The sequence below is a fragment of the Zobellella aerophila genome (assembly GCF_039539325.1).
GTDB lineage: Bacteria > Pseudomonadota > Gammaproteobacteria > Enterobacterales > Aeromonadaceae > Oceanimonas > Oceanimonas aerophila.
Window position 1 is genome coordinate 846,874 of the sequence record NZ_BAABCX010000001.1, and the last position, 18,865, is coordinate 865,738.

At 57.8% G+C, this 18,865-nt stretch carries 17 protein-coding genes; 9 read left to right on the forward strand and 8 right to left on the reverse strand.

All coding sequences use genetic code 11. The features are described 5' to 3' along the window. Window positions 1-77: 77 nt before the first annotated feature. Complete coding sequence (locus tag ABD806_RS03970) at window positions 78-1,556, reverse strand: lipase family protein (protein ID WP_344954936.1); 1,479 nt, start codon at window positions 1,554-1,556, stop codon at window positions 78-80. 357 nt (window positions 1,557-1,913) lie between these two features. Between ABD806_RS03970 and ABD806_RS03975 the strand changes: the two genes are divergently transcribed. Continuing rightward, complete coding sequence (locus ABD806_RS03975) at window positions 1,914-2,879, forward strand: integron integrase (protein WP_344954937.1); 966 nt, start codon at window positions 1,914-1,916, stop codon at window positions 2,877-2,879. Between the two features lie 139 nt (window positions 2,880-3,018). Further along, the gene (locus tag ABD806_RS03980) at window positions 3,019-3,297 is read left to right on the forward strand and encodes a leucine zipper domain-containing protein (RefSeq protein WP_425583065.1); all 279 of its coding nucleotides are present in this window, start codon (window positions 3,019-3,021) and stop codon (window positions 3,295-3,297) included. 279 nt (window positions 3,298-3,576) lie between these two features. Here ABD806_RS03980 and ABD806_RS03985 read toward each other — a convergent pair whose 3' ends face one another. Then, entirely contained in the window at window positions 3,577-4,971 is a 1,395-nt protein-coding gene (locus ABD806_RS03985; protein ID WP_344954939.1) for a DEAD/DEAH box helicase, read from the reverse strand. 201 nt (window positions 4,972-5,172) lie between these two features. After that, window positions 5,173-5,487, reverse strand: coding sequence for a DUF6172 family protein (locus ABD806_RS03990; RefSeq protein ID WP_344954943.1), 315 nt, complete (start codon window positions 5,485-5,487; stop codon window positions 5,173-5,175). A gap of 40 nt (window positions 5,488-5,527) precedes the next feature. Here ABD806_RS03990 and ABD806_RS03995 point away from each other — a divergent pair, with 40 nt between their 5' ends. Next, window positions 5,528-5,845: a hypothetical protein gene (locus ABD806_RS03995; RefSeq protein ID WP_344954946.1), complete on the forward strand. Its 318-nt coding sequence runs from the start codon at window positions 5,528-5,530 to the stop codon at window positions 5,843-5,845. Between the two features lie 74 nt (window positions 5,846-5,919). Here ABD806_RS03995 and ABD806_RS04000 read toward each other — a convergent pair whose 3' ends face one another. The 5 genes from ABD806_RS04000 to ABD806_RS04020 all read right to left on the reverse strand — a co-directional run bounded on the left by ABD806_RS04000 (window position 5,920) and on the right by ABD806_RS04020 (window position 13,762). Then, window positions 5,920-6,276, reverse strand: coding sequence for a hypothetical protein (locus ABD806_RS04000; protein ID WP_344954948.1), 357 nt, complete (start codon window positions 6,274-6,276; stop codon window positions 5,920-5,922). A gap of 72 nt (window positions 6,277-6,348) precedes the next feature. After that, the gene (mukB, locus tag ABD806_RS04005) at window positions 6,349-10,758 is read right to left on the reverse strand and encodes a chromosome partition protein MukB (protein WP_344956438.1); all 4,410 of its coding nucleotides are present in this window, start codon (window positions 10,756-10,758) and stop codon (window positions 6,349-6,351) included. Between the two features lie 8 nt (window positions 10,759-10,766). Continuing rightward, window positions 10,767-11,441 carry a chromosome partition protein MukE gene (gene mukE, locus ABD806_RS04010; RefSeq protein ID WP_344954950.1) on the reverse strand — a complete coding sequence of 225 codons (675 nt, stop codon included), beginning with the start codon at window positions 11,439-11,441 and terminating at the stop codon, window positions 10,767-10,769. After that, window positions 11,422-12,747, reverse strand: a complete 1,326-nt coding sequence (gene mukF, locus ABD806_RS04015) for a chromosome partition protein MukF (RefSeq protein WP_344954952.1) — start codon at window positions 12,745-12,747, stop codon at window positions 11,422-11,424. The genes mukE and mukF overlap by 20 nt, the downstream gene beginning before the upstream one ends. Window positions 12,748-12,988: 241 nt before the next feature. Further along, a complete protein-coding gene (locus ABD806_RS04020) occupies window positions 12,989-13,762 on the reverse strand; it encodes a methyltransferase domain-containing protein (protein ID WP_344954954.1) in 774 nt (257 codons plus the stop codon). Between the two features lie 80 nt (window positions 13,763-13,842). Here ABD806_RS04020 and ABD806_RS04025 point away from each other — a divergent pair, with 80 nt between their 5' ends. From ABD806_RS04025 to rsxB, 6 genes are all read left to right on the forward strand, one after another. Then, window positions 13,843-14,607, forward strand: a complete 765-nt coding sequence (locus ABD806_RS04025; protein WP_344954956.1) for an ElyC/SanA/YdcF family protein — start codon at window positions 13,843-13,845, stop codon at window positions 14,605-14,607. A gap of 123 nt (window positions 14,608-14,730) precedes the next feature. Further along, window positions 14,731-15,483 (forward strand): triose-phosphate isomerase, encoded by a 753-nt coding sequence (gene tpiA / locus ABD806_RS04030; RefSeq protein ID WP_344954958.1) that lies wholly within the window; start codon window positions 14,731-14,733, stop codon window positions 15,481-15,483. Window positions 15,484-15,657: 174 nt separating this feature from the next. Beyond that, on the forward strand, window positions 15,658-16,620 hold the full coding sequence (gene pfkA / locus ABD806_RS04035; RefSeq protein WP_344954960.1) for a 6-phosphofructokinase: 963 nt from the start codon (window positions 15,658-15,660) through the stop codon (window positions 16,618-16,620). Window positions 16,621-16,916: 296 nt separating this feature from the next. Next, window positions 16,917-17,633 carry a sulfite exporter TauE/SafE family protein gene (locus ABD806_RS04040; RefSeq protein WP_344954962.1) on the forward strand — a complete coding sequence of 239 codons (717 nt, stop codon included), beginning with the start codon at window positions 16,917-16,919 and terminating at the stop codon, window positions 17,631-17,633. Window positions 17,634-17,724: 91 nt separating this feature from the next. Then, a complete protein-coding gene (gene rsxA / locus ABD806_RS04045) occupies window positions 17,725-18,306 on the forward strand; it encodes an electron transport complex subunit RsxA (protein WP_344954964.1) in 582 nt (193 codons plus the stop codon). A gap of 1 nt (window position 18,307) precedes the next feature. Next, complete coding sequence (rsxB, locus tag ABD806_RS04050) at window positions 18,308-18,865, forward strand: electron transport complex subunit RsxB (protein WP_344954966.1); 558 nt, start codon at window positions 18,308-18,310, stop codon at window positions 18,863-18,865.

An 18,865-nucleotide genomic window follows, 5' to 3' on the forward strand; every position in this document is an offset into this window, starting at 1 on the left:
TCACTGCCCCAGAGTGCTAACGCTCGCGTAATAGGCGTGAGCTTGCGAGCGTCCTAATTGACGTGTTTGTTATGTCATTATTTAGTTCTAAAAGCATGACGCATATCTCTATCCAGCCAATAAAGCTCACCATCACTTCTCATTAGAAGGGAGACTATTACCTCAATATCTAGGAGAGAGATTCGGTATTGTTTTTTGTGAAATTCTTTCTTAATAATCTCATGAATGGCAAGATATTCACTTTTCTTTTCAGGAAGATTCAATATTTTTTTAACTGTATTGATAAGAAGTATTTCAAACTTGCCTTCGCTCATATCTTTTTTGATTGTGCTTAATCTATATATCCTGTTACTAATAGTCCGCCTAAATTCTCCAATCGCATGATCGTAGGTTTCATGAACACCGTTGATATCTGAATTTTTTATCCTTTTTTTAATTAGTCTTCTCAAAAATATTTCGTAAAAGTCATCATTGATAATGAGTGATTTTTTTTGGAAGTCGCTAGTAAAGAAAGGAATGTGTTTATATGGGTTAACTTCAGAATAAACCTCACTAAAACAGAAATCATACAGTTTATATTCGACACTTTCGACATCATCCGGATACTCGTAATCTAAGTCATGGATTGATATTTTTTCGATTTTGTTGTTTTTTAGATAACGAAAAAAATAGTTGACAGAGCATCCATTTTGAGCAACCACATTGCTAGTCAAAGAAGTTTTTTCATGAAAGCATGAAGTTCTCCACGGCTCGAATGGCGAACCTTCTTTCTTTGTATATTTTCTTAGCTTTATTTCTGACCTAGAAAAAATAAGCTCTACGCTCATGCCTTTAAATGCTGAAGTTTCCGGGTAAGGATAAAAATTTCTACTAAGTCCTGAATTGATAAACACATTCGCTTGATTCTTCAGTTTTTCAATTAGTTCTGGATCAGGGCTTTGACTAAGATGGGAGTGGCCAAGAGACTTCTTTGTTCGGTCATATGATATGTACTCAATGTCTTTACAACCCATTATGGCATTATCTGGTTTAACAATTTTATTGTCGTTTATGCTTCCGCAAAAAATATGCGATACATGAAAACTGGCAGAATCGTCCCAAATTTTGTTGTCGTTAACCCTCATTACCGTAATGCTCTTATTTCGATGTGGGGTATGTAAAGTTACTAAAAACACACCTTGTCGTGACCAATATAAAGATGAGTATGTCTTTGCAAGCAGTCCACCTTGGCTATGCGCTATAAATATAACGTTCTTATACCTTGATATGGCTCCATAAAGCTCAAAAGATATTCTCGTCAGGTTATTTATTGGCCACTCCTTTTCCAGAATGAATGAAACGTCGATCTTCCCGTACGAAAACATCGCAAAATCAAAAGTTGAAAACGGATAAACATCCTTGATTCTGTCCCAGAAATGTCCTTTTTGATTATGCAATTTAAATGCGTCTTTAGACTTACTTAAAATCCCATGAACAAAAATGACAATTGTATCTGAGCCACGTAGCAAAATTGGGTCAATCTGAGCACTTCTAAAATAGTATCCTAAAATCTTCATTTATGAACAGAATCTTCCTTTCTTTCAGACATAACATTTTAATACTGCGCATGCGCATTTACACTTTTATATCTATGCGACAATAGCAAGATAAGCCCATGATTGAAATGGCTTTTCTCAACTCACACGCCATTCCTGCCAGATAAAATCGAGCATGCGCATATCTATGCCTACACGTGCACAGAATCTACAAAGCATCCCCTACTAATACATTGATAATAAAGTAATTTTTAATCCTTCCCTAGTCATAAACACGCATCTCCCGCCATCAATTTAGGCACCTGAGCTAGACAACTCCAAATATACTGTATACTTATACAGCAATTAGTAATAATGTACCACGCAGGAAGATCAGCCATGGGCAGCAGTCCCTTTCTCAATCAGGTTCGGCAGGAGTTGCGGCTTCGCGGGTACAGCCTTCGTACCGAGAAAACATATCTGCAGTGGATTAAGCGCTACATCCGTTTTCACCATTTGACGCATCCGGAAAAAATGGGGGCGCCAGAAGTACGAGCGTTCCTGTCCTGGCTCGCCAATAAGCAGCATGTAGCGATTAACACCCAGAAAACGGCCTTGAATGCCCTGGCATTTCTCTACCACAAGGTGCTGGCTATAGAGCTGGGGGAACTTGGCTTTCAGCATGCCAAACAGCACCGGCGTTTACCCGTTGTACTCACCCGGGAAGAGGTAAGACTCATTCTTGAACAGCTGGATAAACACCATCGGCTTGTCTTCTCGCTGCTGTATGGCAGCGGTCTCAGGATCACCGAATGCCTGAGGCTGCGCATTCAGGACGTCGGCTTTAATGACGGCTCAATTACCGTGCGAAACGGTAAAGGTAACAAGGATCGCAAAACGGTATTAAGCCGCAATCTTCATCCTGCCCTGCATGCTCAAATCGAACAATCCCTGGCCATACAGCAAGAAGACAACAAAAGAGGCTACGGTCCTTCGCTACCGGGTGCTTTAGGCAAAAAATATCCAAATGCCTTTCGCCACAGTGCCTGGATGTTTTTGTTTCCGTCGGTGAGCTTGTGCATGCATCCTGTCACGGGCGTTATTTGCCGGCATCACTTACATGATTCCGTACCACGTAAGGCACTCAAAGCCGCAGTGATCAAATCAGGCATTCGGCACAAAAGGATCAATTGCCATACTTTCAGGCACTCCTTTGCCACCCACCTGCTTGAAGCCGGCCGCGATATAAGAACGGTGCAAGAACTACTGGGCCACAGCGACGTGCGAACAACACAGATCTATACCCATGTGATTGGGCAGCATTTTGCAGGCACCTGCAGCCCGCTCGATAATTTCTTTGGGTAACACTGAACCCGGCCAGGGCAAAGGTGGATCGGCTGATCATGTCCGACAGACATGCTACCGCCCGGATCTTGCGGGCGATCTGGCCTCTCCTCTTTTCTGCTGTCTGAGGTTATTTCGCCGGAATTAGTATTTAACTCATATGGGGCCTTTGCATTATAGGCGGCGCTGGTTGCGAAATGGAAGTGTGAAAAGGGAGCTGCCACCGTACTACTATTTGGTTCACCGAGTTGCTGTCGAGGGGCTGCGGCCAGAAGAAACCGCTCAAGGTGTCAGTGTGAGAACCCTGTACAAGTGGCTCAAGCGCTACCGTAAAGAAGGGGAGACCGGTTTGCAGAACCGAGCTTCCCGCCCACGTCACTGTCCCCATGCAACTCCCGACACCATCAGAGAGGAAATCTGCGAACGCCGCCGAGAATGAATTTATCCCGCTCGAAGTGGCGGATTGTCTGAACGCCAGATAAAACAAGGCCCCGGGCATTGCCGGGGCCTTCTAATATAGCGGTTCCGAATAGCCGGTCACTCGCTACATCGACCGGGTATCGCTAAGCAGTCCCTCTGTGCCAGGGACGGCGCAGTGGAGCCCTCAGGGGCCGCTTGCTGCCTGCATCGAGCTTGGTAGCGGACTGAATATCCAGTGAATATTCGCAGCCGTTACCAAGCGAAATGAGTAATCTCGTTAGGCGGCACTGATTATTATTTAACGTGAATATTGCTCGGCGCGCTTGCCGCGTAATACCTTTTTCTTCGGCCCAGTACCTTTTGGAGTATTTGTTTTTTTCAAGCGCACGGGTTTCGCGGTGGTCTTGCTACCCGCTTCACCACTCGACTTGGCACGACCTGGTTTACCTTTGTGCCGAGTCTCGCTTGAGGCTTCAAGCTCAATAACCGTTTCACTGGCTCTGTTTGAACGTCCAGACAAGACCTTACGCGAAATACTTTTTAACAGTGTGCCACGGCTGCTCACTTCAAAGCCCGGCTTGATGATGCGCTTAATGTCGGTGCCAATCAGCTTTTGAATGCGCTCCAGGGTTTGCTCTTCTTCACGACTGACAAATGAAATGGCATTACCTGCCGCCCCAGCCCGACCCGTGCGGCCGATACGATGCACGTAATCCTCCGGCAGATAAGGCAAGTTGAAGTTCACCACATAATCCAGGCCCTGAATATCCAAACCACGGGCGGCAACTTCGGTGGCGATCAATATTTGTAATTTGCCGGATTTAAAATCGGCGATAGCGCGACGTCTCGACCCCTGGCTTTTATCGCCATGGCAAACAGCGGCATCAATTTTACTCTTTTTAAGGCCGGCCAATAGTCGGTCGGCCTGCTCCTTGGTACTGGTAAACACCAACACCTGAAACCAGTTTTTTTCTGCCAACAACTGTTCGAACAATTCGATTTTGCGACTTTCTTCTACCGGATACACCGCATGTCTTACGGTATCGGCCGTGCTATTGATTTTAGTCACCCGGATGTGCTGATGATTATTCAGAATCTTATGTGACAATTCATTTACAGCGGGTGATGTTGTGGCTGAAAACAGCAGGGTTTGGCGTGTTGCTGCGGTCAGCTGCATCAATTTCAGCACATCAGCGATAAAGCCCATATCCAGCATACGGTCGGCTTCATCCAGCACCACAAATTCAACGTCACTTAATGCCACGTTACCCAGGGTCATGTGCTCCAGCAAACGGCCGGGGGTGGAAATGACAATATCAACGCCCGCCCTTAATTTGTTGGCCTGGCCACCCATTTTAACGCCACCGTACAGTGCCGTTACACTGATAGGCAAAAACTGCGCATAGGCACCGATAGCGTCGGATAATTGCTCGGCCAATTCACGGGTTGGCGTCAGGATCAATGCACGCGGGCGTCGCTCGACGGTTGCTTTGGGTTTATCCAGCATGCGTTGTAAAACAGGAATAGCGAAGGCAGCGGTTTTACCCGTGCCTGTTTGCGCGGTCACTTGTAAGTCTTTACCGCGGCGCGCGGGCACAATGGCCTGCATTTGTACGGGAGTCATAGCACTGTAGCCACATCCAACAAGAGCGCGTTGCAGATCTGGGGCCAAATCTAAAGATGAAAATTGCATAAGAGATCCTCTGTAGAGTCGCTACAGTAAAAAAATCGAGGGCAGAATATACAGTATTTTGGCGGTGGGGGTGAGGATTGATTTTGAGTGGAAAGATGGACCTCAGGCGGTGCCTGGTTGCTAGCGCATCCCAAACACCCGCCCAGGGTGTGGATCAGGGGAACAGATCTGCTGCGATAAGCATCTTGATTCTTCCCCTTCTTAAGCTTCGTCATCGGCTGCGGCAACACTCGGGCGCGGCTCGTGGTTACACGCTCTGGCGAGGATCTCGACATAGAACTCGGGTAGTTCCTGCGCCACGGCAGCATCGATATGTTTATTGATTTCAGACGTATAGATCTTTTCTGCTGCATCCTCAGACGCACCAAAGCGACAATCGAAAGTCCAGTAGTCCATACCTTCGGGCAGCGTCTTGCGACGCTCTCTGTTAAGATACTTCTTAATGTCATACTTGATTGAGTCCACCAGGCGAGCAGGTTTCAGCTTGGGGTGAGTTAAAGCGATGGTCTTTTTCATGCGGGGTTCCTACTGGTGTGTTCTCAACCGTAAAAGCTGATTGATCGTTGAAAAACGCATTCTACATGGATGGATAGCAGATAACCGCCTATTTCAGCGGTTTCCTGGCGAAAAAAGCCAAGCTTGCCCCATTGCCGATCCCGATCGCAAGAACCGGCTAAACACCCGGGCCAACCGGAACCTGAGCGGCCGCTTCACCTGCCCCTTTTTCACCATCAAAAACGTGGCGAAGGTGGACGATAAGCACCTACTGGTGACCAACGACCACAACCCGCCCGGCTCCACCGGACGCCGGTTGAATGCCGCCGATAGCGAGTTCATCTTGCTAGACGCGGCCGATTTTCTGAAAGCCAGATAAAACAAGGCCCCGGGCAGTGCCCGGGGCCTGAGCAGGACAATGATACCCGCCGGCACGCGACCGGCTGTTACGCCTTATTCGACCCGCTCAAGCACCATGTTCATGATGCCGTTCCCCCGGACAAGAGTGTTGTCGTCAACAATTTTCCAGGCTTCTTCGGAGCCCTTATCCTTGAATACCAGATAACGCGACTCCCCGGACTCACGAACAAAAATATCATCGAACTCGGTGCGCTGCCCTTCCTGTTCAATATAATCGGAGCCGATAACGATTCTCTGGGTGCCCGCTAAGCCGGAAAACTCGCTTATCAACTGATTCATCATCTCGTTCGATGAACCGGCCTTGGTCTGGTACTCGCCCTCAAACCCATGATCACAACCGGCCAGCACACCCGCCAGGGCCAGTAACAGCATATATTTAACCAGCTTCATTTCTTCCCCTCGTTACGATTTAAAGCATGATGCAGGGGCCATGACCCCGGCCCCTGCAAAGGCCGGCTTCGGTTACGCCACCTGCTCTTCGGCGAAGCCGCGCAGGCCCACCACATGCACATGTTCCTGCTTGCCGTGCACCTTGCGGATCAGCTTGTAGGTGGTGCCTTTTTCCGGGCTGATGTTTTCCGGTGCCGCGATCAGCAACTGCATATCCTGGCGCTCGCACAGCTCGAACAGGGTGGCGATGGAGCGGGCATCGAGCCGCGCCGCCTCGTCCAGGAACAACAGCCGGCAGGGCAGCACATCCCGGGCGCGCAGATGGCGGGACTCATCTTCCCAGCTCTGCAGCACCATCAGCAGGATGGCCTGGCCGGTGCCGATCGCCTCGCCGGTCGACAGGGCGCCGCTTTCGGCCCGCAGCCAGCCATCGGCGCCGCGCTGCACTTCGATGTCCAGATCCAGATAGTTGCGGTAATCCAGCAGCGCCTGGCCCAGTACCTGCGGGCTGCGCTCGCCCTGTGCCAACTGGGGATTGAGCCGCTGGAACAGCTTGCCCATGGCTTCGGAGAAGCCGAGTTCCTTGCTGTTGAACAGATCCTGGTGCCGCCCCTCCGGGTCGTTGAGCGCCTCCAGCAAACGGGCATAGGTATCGCGCATATTGACGTTGAGCCGCACCCCGCGCACCAGGCCGAAGCTGATATTCTGCAGGCCCTGGTTGAGCTGGCGGATACGGTTCTGCTCCCGGCGGATGATGGTGGTGATCTTGGCCGCCACCTCAACGGACGACAGCGACAGGTGGCCCTCGCGCTGCTTGAGTTCATCCGCCAGCCGGCCCAGCTCGATTTCCATCTCTTCCAGCGCCGCTATGGGATCGTCGGCACGGATAATGTCGTGGCGAATGCGGGCCTTGAGGTGCTGGAACACCAGGATATAGAAACGCACCTTCTCCAGTATGTTGCGGCTGCCTTCCGAACGGCGCAGGGCATCGCGCAGCTCCTCGTCATGGGCCACCGCCAGGCGCAGGGCGCCGAGCGCCTTGTCGGAAATGGAGCGCAGCTCCTCGGCGTCGAGATAGGCCAGCTCGGGCCGGGACAGCCGTTGCGCCACCCGATGCTCCCGGGCCAGGCGCTCAACCCGGGCCCAGTTGGCCTTGTGGGCCACCAGCAGCTTGCGGGCGCTGTAATAGCCCTGACCGTCCTTGCCGAGGCGCTGGCTCAAGGATTCGATTTCCCGTTTGGTCACCTGCCGCTGGGCCTCGGTCTGGCTGCGTTTGCCGCGGGTGTGCACCAGCTCGGTTTCCAGCTCCCGCTTGGTCTCGCGCGCCTTGTCTTCCATGTCCGGGCCGAGCGCTATGCCCAGGGCCGCCAGCTCCTGGCGGAACTCGTTAAGGGTGGTGCTTCTGGCGTCAAAGCCGGTGGCCAGGGCGGTGCGCGTCTGCAGGGCGTCGCCCAGCCGGCCCGACAGCTGTTCGGCGCGGCCGATGGCCTGCCGTCGGGCCTCCTCCGCCAGCACCAGCTTGGCCTTGAGGCTGTCGTTCATCGCCGAACTCTGGCTGATCAACTGCTCCGCATCCGCGTAGGCGAAATGGGGCAGCCGCGCCACCAGCTGGTTCAGGGCATAGGTCCGGGCCCGCGCCGCCGACAACTCGGCTTCCGCCGCCTCGGCCTGCGCTTTAAGCTGGTCGTAGTCGGCCGGATCCTGGCGCAACACGTGCACCTGCTCCGCCAGCCGTCCCAGGGCGGCACCGTGGCGGGCCATCAGCTCCTTGGCCTGGGCCAGCCGCTCCGCCTCCCCTTGCGCGGCCGCCAGCCGTTCGCCGAGGCTGTCGTCCCCCAGCAGGGCCGACAGCGGCAACAGCTTGTGCGCCAGGCCCTGCTGTTCGCGCACCCGGGCCAGCTGGGCCTGCCCCTGCTGTTGCTGCTCACCGAGTCGGGCCTGCTGACTCGCTATCTGCTGCTGCTGCTCGGCCAGTTCCGCCAGCGCCTGTTCCGGACTGGCGGTGAAGGCCAGCTGCAGATGTTTGCTGACAAACTCGCTCAGCTGATGATACAGCCGGCTGTGCTTCTGCTGGGCGAAGGCGGTCTCGGCATAGCGGCTGCCGACCTGCTCCAGCTCGTCATTAAGCTGTTCGATACGCGCCTCCCGCGCCGCCCGGCCAAACAGGGGCTCGTCGGGGAAGCGGGAGTAGCGCAGCTGGCGCGCGCCGCTCTGCACCCAGATGGCCCCTTCCAGCTCGGTGGCTTCCAGCACGTCTTCGTCGAAGGCGTCCGGATTGCCCTGGATCAGGAACACGTCCGCCGGACAGTCCTCCAGGGCCTGCAGCTGGGCCAGTGCCGCTTCCGGCTCGGCCACCACTATGGCGTGGCGGGCCGGGCCATAAAGGGCTTCGTAATAGGGGGCATCGTCCACCGCGATATCGTCATAGACCTCGGCCAGCAGGGTGCCGCCCAGTTGTTCGCACAGGGCCAGCAAGCGGGGATCGGCATCGCTGCCGCTGCTCAGCCGGCGAACCTGCTGCTCGAGCTGCTGTCTCTGGCCGAGGGCCTGCTGCTTGTCCTGCTCGGCCTGGTGCTCCAGACGCAGCGCCTGCTGCATGGCGGCGGTCACCTCGTTGCTGTCGACCAGCGGCTGGCCGCTCAGCTCGCGCAGCCGCTGCAGCTGCTCCTGGGCCTGGTGCCAGGCCGGGGCCCGGGTGCGCAATTGGGCCACCTCGGGCGCTATCTGCTGTGCCTTGCCGCTCAGTTGGCGCTGTTGGTCGGCCAGCTCCGCCAGCTCTTGCTCCAGCCCGGCCTTTTGTTCGTCCAAGGTGGCCAGGGCAATATCCAGATCGGCCTCGTCCCCGATGGACAGCCCGCAGGCCGCCAGCTGATCCTGCAAGGCGCGCACCCGTTGGCCCCGCTCATCCGCCTGCTTGGCGTCATTCAGCACCTGGGTGATGGCCGCTTCCCGGTTGATCATACCCTGATCCCGGCGGCTCTGCTCCAGCAGTTCATTGGCAAGGGTCCAGGCCTGGCGCCGATCCACTTCCCCCTTGATACCGGTCAGCAGCTTGAGCGCCTGGCCGTGCTGGGCATGGGCCGCTTCGGCCAGGGCCAGCTGCTGGCGGTACGCCAGCACCCTCTGGGTTAGCGCCTGTTCCGCCTGCTGATGGGCCTGCTCCTGGCTTTTGGCCGATTCGGGAGTCAGTTCGCTCAGCGCGCACTGCTGCCTGGCCTCGGCCAGCGCCTGCTCCGCCTGCCGGTACTGGATGGCCCTTGTCTGCTGGGTGTCCAGTGCCTGCTGATAGTCGGCCAGCTGGCTCTTCAGGCTGTCGACCTCGGCTTCCGCCGCCACGCGGCCGGCCTTGGCCTCGTTATGTTCATCCTCCAGCTCGGCCAGGATCTCTTCCTGGATGGCCAGCTTTTCTTCCAGCTCGTCCAGTTCGGCCTGATAGGCGGCTATCTTCTCGTTGAGTTTGACGCCGCTCAGCACTCGGGCCAGATGCTCCGAGGCCAGGTCCAGCTCCTCGGTGAGCATGCGCTCCCGGGAAGCCAGATGCTCGAGTTCATCGGCCAGGTAGATAAGCCGGGATTTTTCTTCGGCGAGGATGCGCCGCTCCTCACTCAGCGCCTTGCGCGCCGCCAGCGCCTGCTCGGACAGCCGGCGTTTTTCGGCGCTGTGGCGGACATAATCCGCCGCCACGTAATGGGTGGTCTCGGTGATCAGCTGGCGGAACAGATCCCGCTGGCGCTGGGTCTCGCGGATGGCATCCAGGGTGCGGCGGTTCTCGAAGATAGCCGCTTCCATATCGGCGAAGGCCTTGCGGATGCCGGCGTTTTCCGGCAGCAGGTAATCTTTCAGGCTGCGGCTGATGGTGGAAGAAATGCCGCCATAGAGCGAGGCCTCGATCAACCGGTAGAACTTGACCCTGTCCCGTTGATCTTTCAGCTTCTTCGGGGTGATGCCCGCATCGAACAGGAAGTGATGGTACTCGGAGATGGTGTTGAAACGGGTGAATCTGGCCCCCGCCTCCTGCACCACCGCCTTGAGCTCGTTCAGTGAGCGCACCTGGCCACGGCCATCCTCCAGCCGACTCAGCAGCAGCTGCAGGGGGGCGCTGTCGCCGGTCAACGCCTGGATGCCGAAGGGGGTCATGTTGACCTTGTTGTCCCGGTTGGCGACCTGCTCCAGGTGCACCCCGAAACAGAGTCGCTCCCCCTGCCAGTTGATCACCTCGAGCAGGGAGTAGCAGTGGCCCCGCTGCAGCTTGCCGTACAACCCCTTGTCGCGGCTGCCGGACTGGCTGCCCGCCTCTGTGGTATTGCGAAAATGCAGCAGGCTGAGATCGGGGATCAGCGCGGCGATAAAGGCCGCCATGGTGGTCGACTTGCCGGCGCCGTTGCCGCCGGAGAGGGTGGTCACCAGCTGATCCAGCTCGAAGGTACGGGCAAAGAAACCGTTCCAGTTAACCATGGTCAGGGAATGAAACTTGCCTCTGATGGGGGTTGTCACTCGGCGTTCTCCTGTTCTGCATCGGCCTCGGCACGGTTGGCCACCGCCTCGCCTTCTTTGATCATCCGCAGCTGCAGCGCCTTGGGGTCTTCATCGCTACGTACGTCGGCGGCGAAGCGGAACACGGCTTCGGTAATGCGGAACCTGTCTTGGCCTTCGATGCCGATCACCATGCCCAGTCGTTTCAGCCGGCGCAGGGCGGTCTTCAGTTTGTCGGTCAGTTTTTTCTTGTCCAGATCCGAGCCGCCGGCGCGCTGGTTGACCATGCGCAGCAGCGCCTGCTCGTTGCTCAGGGTGAGGATTTCTTCCTGCAGATCGGCGAGGGAGAAGACCCCCTCGTTGGCCAGCCGCTCCGGGCTCAGGTAGAGGTAGCAGAGCACCTTGCCCACCAGCATTTCCAGTTCGGACAGGATGGAAGTGCCCAGCTCGCTGCTGGCCCGGGGACGCAGGTAATAAAATCCCTCGGGCGCGTGGATCAGCTCCACCTGGTAGCGCTGGTAAAAGGCTTCCAGCTCCGCATAGAACTCCTGCAGCAGGGAATGCAGCTCCAGCTCGTCGGCACTGATATGGCGCCCGCCCCGCAACTGGGTATCCAGGGCCGGAAACAGGGGGTTGGCGATGGCCAGCGCCAGCCGGGCCGTCAGGGGGAACTCAGTATTGGTCGATAACATGTGCTTGTACCTTGGCCCCGTGGGCGTTGATGTTCTGCCAGTCCGGCGTGCGGGCGCCCTGAATTTCGGCGTCCGCATGGCCGAGCTTGACCGCCTCGTCGATCAGCAGACGGGCAATATCGAAATGTTGATGTTGGGGGAAATCATGCAGGTAGTCCCTGAGCACCCGCACCAGATCCAGGGGCCGCCCGGTGAGCGGATAATCCTGCAGCTGCAGCTGGATACGCCCGCCCAGCTCGGCGGCCACATCCACCACCTGCTGGTATTCCAGCGCCTCGGGCAGCTCGCCGGTCACTTCGTCCGCATAGGCGGCCATGGTTTCGTCGCGCAGTTCCAGCAGGGGGCTGGCGGCGGCGATACGCAGCTGCCAGTTATGCTCGTCAAAATGCCGGATCGACTCGCGCAACCGCTGGCTGAAGGCACGGTTCTTGTCCATATCGATGGCGGTGCGGATAAAGCGATGCACATGGCGGTCGTAGCGGGACCACAGCTCGATGCACTGGCTGCCCCAGTGGATGATGGCGTCCAGCCGGGCCTGCAACTGCTGGCACAGGGGCGCGAGCGCCTCGCCGCGTACGCTCTGCTGCAGCAGTTCCTCGATATTGAGCAGGCTCAGCTGCAGGCCGTGGCCGGCCTGATCCAGGGTATCCTGCAGCTCACGCAGGGTCAGCCCGGTTTCCCGCAGCAACTGTTCGCAGGCGCTGATCGCCTCGTGCCAGTCCTTGTGGAGCAGGCCGGCGATATTGGCCTTGACCGCGTTTTGCTGTTCGTCCATCGCGCGCTGGGTGTCGTCGATACGCGCCAATTGCTCGGCCACCGAATACTTGAGGCGGCCTTCCACCTCCAGCATCCAGACCGCATCCGCGGGCTCCTCGGCGATGGTCTTGGCTACCTTGTCCAGATCCTGGGCTATCTGCTCCAGCAGCAGCGACAGCTTGATCTGGCTGACGTCGCGCTGGGCGGCAAAAAATTCGACGATGGCCAGTCCCAGCCGGGTCAGCCGGTACAGGCTGTCGCCCTCGCCGGGCGTGCTTTGAAAGCGGCTCAGCAGCCGCTGGCGCACCAGCTCGTTGATGGCGTTGTTGGCCCGGGAGACCTGGGTTTCCTCGACCTGCTCGAAACCCCTGCTGACATAGGAAAACGCCTGATGCAGGTCAGCCTCGCTCAGCTGGGGCTGTTCGCCGTCGCGGCCGATTATCTGGATGGCCAGCAGAAAGGCCAGCCGGTCCGGGGCCAGGCTCAGCCCCAGATTTTCTTCTTTTACCCAGCGGATCCAGTCCGGCAGGGTTCTGGACATTTCCGTCATCTAGCAGCTCTCTTCAATTCTGGTTTCTACATGCCTGCTTGGCTTAAAACGTCGGTGGCATCAGGTGACACCAGGCCACAGGGCTCGCTCCGCCGGCCCTCTGTGCCAAGGCTGAAACATGCTCCCTGCCGTTCAGGCATACCCGCCATCTGGCGGTCAGGGGGCACGGAGCAGGCCCCGGGTTTACGGCGTGTCAGTGGCGCTGTCCCTCGCTCCGGACTCCTTACTTATTCCTGAATCCTCAGTCGCCTTTCTTCGCCAGCACATGAATATAGCGCCCCAGGCCCACAAAGGGCTCCTGCCGGGCGTGGGCCAGCTCCATTTCCAGCAGCTGTCCGGGCTGCTCGGTACGGATCTCCCGTCGCACCATATAGTCGTGCAGCACCCGCACCCCGGTGCGCCCTGTTATAGCAAAGCCGAGTCCGGCAAGCCATTGCTCGACCTCGCCCGGCCGACAGGGCCTGGGCGGTGTCAGTTTCTGGCGTCGTTTCTTGACCAGATCGGCTTCAACATAATCAAAGTGGCCCATCACCAGGCTCTGGAACAGCAGGCCATCCCGGTTGTAATACATCAGCGAGAGGTGACCCTGCTCCCGCAACAGACCACCGAGGGTAGCCAACAGGCCGGCCTGATCCTCCACCCATTCGAGCACCGCATGACACAGGATCAAGTCGAAACGGCCGAGTTCAGCGACCGAAAGATCCTGAATGGGTCCGTGAATAAATTCAAAGACGTGGGACAGGTCTTTTTCGGCCACCTGGCGCCTGGCTTCGGCCAGCATTTCCGCCGACAGATCACAGAGTACGACCGAGTGGCCCAGGGCCGCCAGCCGTTGGGAAAAGGGCCCGAAGCCGCCGCCCGCGTCCAGGATCCGCAGGGGCCCGGCCGGCAGCCGCTCGAGCAGTTCCTGCAGATCCCGCCACACCACCTTGAGGCGAATCTCCCCCTTGATGGTGCCGTAGATATTGCGGGCAAAGGTGTGGCTCTTGCCATCGAAGCTGGTATTTGAATGCACGTTTTTATTTCAAGCTAATCCCGGTGCGGCTATTCTGGCACAACCCCCCCGGTTAACAAACGCGTGTATGCATGGAGACGATGTTTTTGCTTAAAAAGTGGCTGGGCAGCTTGCTGCTGCCCCTGCCCCTGTTGCTGACGTTGAGCCTGATCGGCGTCATTTTCATCATGTTACGCCGCCACCGCCGCGGATTAGTCCTGCTGCTGTTCGCCCTGCTCAGCCTGACGCTGCTCTCTACCCGGCCGGTGGCCAATGCCCTGCTCCACCCCCTGGAGTCCCGTTATCCTCCCTATCGGGCACCGGTCGATAGGGAGCCGCCCGACGACATCATCGTGCTGGGGGCCGCGGTGGCCGCCGATCCTGCCCTGCCGCTGGTAAGCCAGCTGAGCCAGGCCGGGCTGGCGCGCATCGCCGAAGGCGTACGCCTGGCGCACCTGTATCCCCGGGCACGCCTGATCCTCACCGGCTACAGCGGCGGCGAGGCCATGACCAGTGCCGAACTCTACGGGGAAGTGGCCCAGGTCCTGGGCATAGCGCCCGAGCGCCTGCTGCGGCTGCCGGAGCCGAAAGACACGGCGGAAGAAGCCCGTCTGGTAAGGCCGCTGATTGCCGGCCGGCGGGCGATTTTGGTCACCTCCGCCAGCCATATGCCGAGATCCATGGCCTTATTTGAAGCGGAGGGAGTCTATCCGGTCGCCGCCCCCACCGGCCATCTGGCCAAGGAAACCCAGGCCGGACTACCGCTGTACAGCTACCTGCCCCAGGCCCGCTATCTGTGGCGCAGCGAGCAGGCCTGGCATGAATATCTGGGCCGCGCCTGGCTGCGGCTCAGGGACGCCTTTTAGGCGTAACCCACTTGACTTAAAACCGACAAAAGAAGAAAAATTACATCATTTTGTGGCCGTCTCGCTAGGCGAGCAAGCATTCACACCATATAATGACGACATTTAACCAAAAGGAAACAACTCATGAGACAACCACTGGTAATGGGTAACTGGAAGCTGAACGGCAGCAAGACCATGGTTCACGAGCTGATCACCGCGTTGAAGGCACCCGCCGAGGCGGCGAGCCGGGTGGCGGTCGCCGTCTGCCCTCCCGTGCTGTTCCTGGGAGAGGCCCAGCAGGTACTGGCCGACAGCAGCATACAGCTGGGCGCACAGGACGCGGACATCCATACCCAGGGCGCTTTTACCGGTGAAAACTCGCCGGCCATGTATCAAGAATTTGATGTCTGTTACGTCCTGGTCGGCCACAGCGAACGCCGTACCCTGCACGGCGAAACCGACGCCCAGGTGGCCGCCAAATTTGCCGCCGTCCAGGATGCCGGCCTGATCCCCGTGTTATGCATAGGCGAAACCCTGGAGCAGTTCGAGGCAGAGCAGACCCGGGCCGTGGTAGAGCGCCAGCTGCAAGCCATCATCAGCCATTCCGGCGTCCAGGCCCTGGCCAATGCGGTGATCGCCTATGAGCCGGTGTGGGCCATCGGCACCGGCAAGACCGCCACACCGGAAATCGCCCAGCAGGTGCATGCCGATATCCGTGCCTTCCTCGCCCGCCAGGACGACAATGTCGCCGCCGCCGTGCAAATTCTCTACGGCGGTTCGGTGAAGGGGGCCAGCGCCGCCGGTCTGTTCGCCATGCCGGATATCGACGGTGCCCTGGTCGGCGGCGCCGCCCTGCAGGCGGACGAATTTGCTGCCATTATTACCGCAGCAGCCTGATCTTTTATCTACAATGTTGGTAATTTTACTACATTAGCCGATGTTTTAGAGACCGGGAGCAATGACGTCCGCCGGTGACACGCCGGTGGAGCCCCCCGTCTTCGCCCCTGGATAGCCGCTCGGCCATCCAGGATAAATGTCGGCTGTTGGAGTCCAGCAACTCTTGAGGCCAATATGATTAAGCGAATTGGTGTACTGACCAGTGGTGGCGATGCCCCGGGCATGAACGCGGCCATTCGTGCCGTGGTGCGGGCCGGCCTGCACCACAACCTGGAAGTCTTCGGTATTCACAGCGGTTACCTGGGCCTGCACCAGGACAACATAGTGCAGCTGGAGCGCCACAGCGTTTCCGACGTCATTACCCGCGGCGGTACCTTCCTCGGCTCGGCCCGCTTCCCCGAATTCAAGGAAGAGCAGACCCGCCTGGAAGCGGTCGAAAACCTGAAAAAACACGGCATAGACGCCCTGGTGGTGATCGGTGGTGACGGCTCCTATATGGGCGCCATGCGCCTGACCGAGATGGGCTTTCCCTGCATCGGCATTCCCGGCACCATCGACAACGACATCGCCGGCACCGACTTTACCATCGGCTTCGATACCGCCCTCAACGTGGCGGTCGAGGCCATCGATCGGTTGCGGGACACCTGCAGCTCCCATAACCGCATCTCCGTGGTGGAGATCATGGGCCGCCATTGCGGCGATCTCACCTCCTCGGCCGCCGTGGCCGGCGGCGCCGAGTATGTCATCGTGCCCGAAATCGGCTTCGACAAGGACGAGTTGATCAAGCAGATAGACGAAGGGGTCGCCAAGGGCAAAAAACACGCCATCGTGGCCATTTGTGAAAATATCTGTGACGTCAATGAGCTGGCCCGGGAAATTCAGGCCGCCACCAACCGGGATACCCGGGCGACCATCCTCGGCCATACCCAGCGCGGTGGTACCCCCACCGCCCAGGACAGGATCATGGCCAGCCGCATGGGCGCCAAGGCGGTGGAACTGCTGCTCGAAGGCTACGGCGGTCGCTGTGTCGGTTTGCAGAGCAACCATATCGTGCATCACGATATTATCGATTGCATCAAGCATCTGAAACGTCCCTTCAACGAAGAGATGTACCAGCTGTCCACCACCCTGTTCTGAACCGCCGAGGGCGCGCGCCGCCCTTATCGGTTTCCTGTTTCCCGCGCGGTCAGTTTCATTTTTAATGCAACTGACCGCGCCCGCTCAATGTTCCGCCCTTCCCCGCCTGCCTCTCCTCTACGGGAAAAAGCCGCTGATATCCCATCACCTGGGCAGACCAGTCGGCTCAACGCCCTGGTGCCAGGGCAGGTTAGCCGGCCGGCAAACTGGTATTTTCAACCGGCCTGCTGCTATGATGCTAATCATTGGTCGTATACCGCTTTCCACCCCACAATAACGATAAGAAGAGCCCGAACTTGGACTATACGATTTTAGCCCTGGCCGGCCTGGCCTGCTTTACCGGTGCCTATGTGCAGACCGCCATCGGCTTTGGCATGGCAATTATCGCCGCCCCCATCCTGTTTTATCTGGACCCCGCCCTGGTGCCGGGGCCCTTGGCCTTCGTGTTGCTGGTGATGTGCATCGTCAACGGCTGGCGCTTTCGCAAGGGGCTGGAGCTCGATCTGCTGGTGCCCGCCCTGGTGGCCCGGATACCCGGCAGCGCCCTGGGGGTCTTTTTGCTGGCGGTGGTCTCCCAGCAGGTGCTGGCGATACTGATCGCCCTGGTGATCATGCTCGGTATCCTGGTCCGGTTGGTCGATATCACCCTGCCGATGACCCGCACCAACCTGGCCATCGGCGGCTTCCTGTCCGGGGTGATGGGCACCAGCACCACCATAGGGGGCCCGCCCATGGTACTGGTGATGCATGGCGCCGATATGCACCGTATCCGCGCCAACCTGGCGGGCTTCTTCGTGGTGTCCACCCTGATGTCGGTCGGCGCCCTGATCCTGGGGGGCTACTTTACCCTGTACCACCTGCAGCTATCCCTGCCGCTGGTGCCGGCCGCCATTATCGGTAACTGGCTGGCGGTACGCACCCTGCACCTGGTCTCCAAGCCGGTGATGCACTATGGATCCTTGCTGCTTTGTACCGTGGCGGTGATCGGCATGTTAATCAATACCTTGTCTTAGGGAGTCTGAGGGACACTGGTCTTTAACCGGCATTGTTAAACGCGCCATAAAGTCCGATAATAGGCCAGCGATTCAATCTTGCTGAGTGAACATGTCTGAATATCTGCTGTTGTTTGTCGGCACGGTGCTGGTCAACAATTTTGTTTTGGTGAAATTCCTCGGGCTTTGTCCGTTTATGGGGGTATCCGGCAAGCTGGAAACCGCCATCGGCATGGGGATGGCCACCACCTTCGTGCTGACCCTGGCGGCCGCCTGCTCCTATCTGGTCAACCAGTATATATTGCTGCCGCTGGACCTGCTGTATCTGCGCACCCTCTCCTTCATCCTGGTGATCGCCGTGGTGGTGCAGTTCACCGAAATGGTGGTGCACAAGACCAGCCCTACCCTCTACCGCCTGCTGGGGATCTTCCTGCCGCTGATCACCACCAACTGTGCGGTACTGGGCGTGGCCCTGCTCAATATCAATGAACGCCATAATTTTATGCAAAGCCTGGTGTACGGCTTTGGCGCGGCCCTGGGTTTTTCCCTGGTGCTGGTGCTGTTTGCCGCCATGCGCGAACGGCTGGCGGGCGCCGATGTACCGGCCCCCTTCAAAGGCGCCGCCCTGGCCATGATCACCGCGGGCCTGATGTCCCTGTCCTTTATGGGCTTCACCGGACTGGTAAAACTGTAGTATGAGTCACCTGCTAATCGCTATCCTGGTTCTGGCCCTGCTGGCGCTGATCTTCGGCCTGGTACTGGGCTTTGCCGCCGTCAAATTCAAGGTCGATGCGGACCCCATCGTCGAACAACTCGATGAATTGCTGCCCCAGACCCAGTGCGGCCAGTGCGGCTATCCCGGCTGCCGGCCCTACGCTGAGGCGGTCGCCGACGGGGACGCCATCAACAAGTGTGTGCCCGGTGGTGATGCGACCATGCGCAAGATTGCCGATCTGATGGGGGTCGAGCCCCAGCCGATGGGCGAGGAAGAGGCTGCGGCTCCCGAAAAAAGAGTCGCCTTCATCCATGAAGACATGTGCATCGGCTGCACCAAATGTATCCAGGCCTGCCCGGTCGACGCCATCGTCGGTGCCACCAAGGCCATGCATACGGTGCTCAAAGATGAATGCACCGGTTGCGATCTCTGTGTGGATCCCTGCCCCACCGACTGTATCGAGATGATCCCCGTGCCCGTCACCCCCGATAACTGGAAATGGCAACTGCAACCCATCGCCATCAAACAGGTAGAGTAA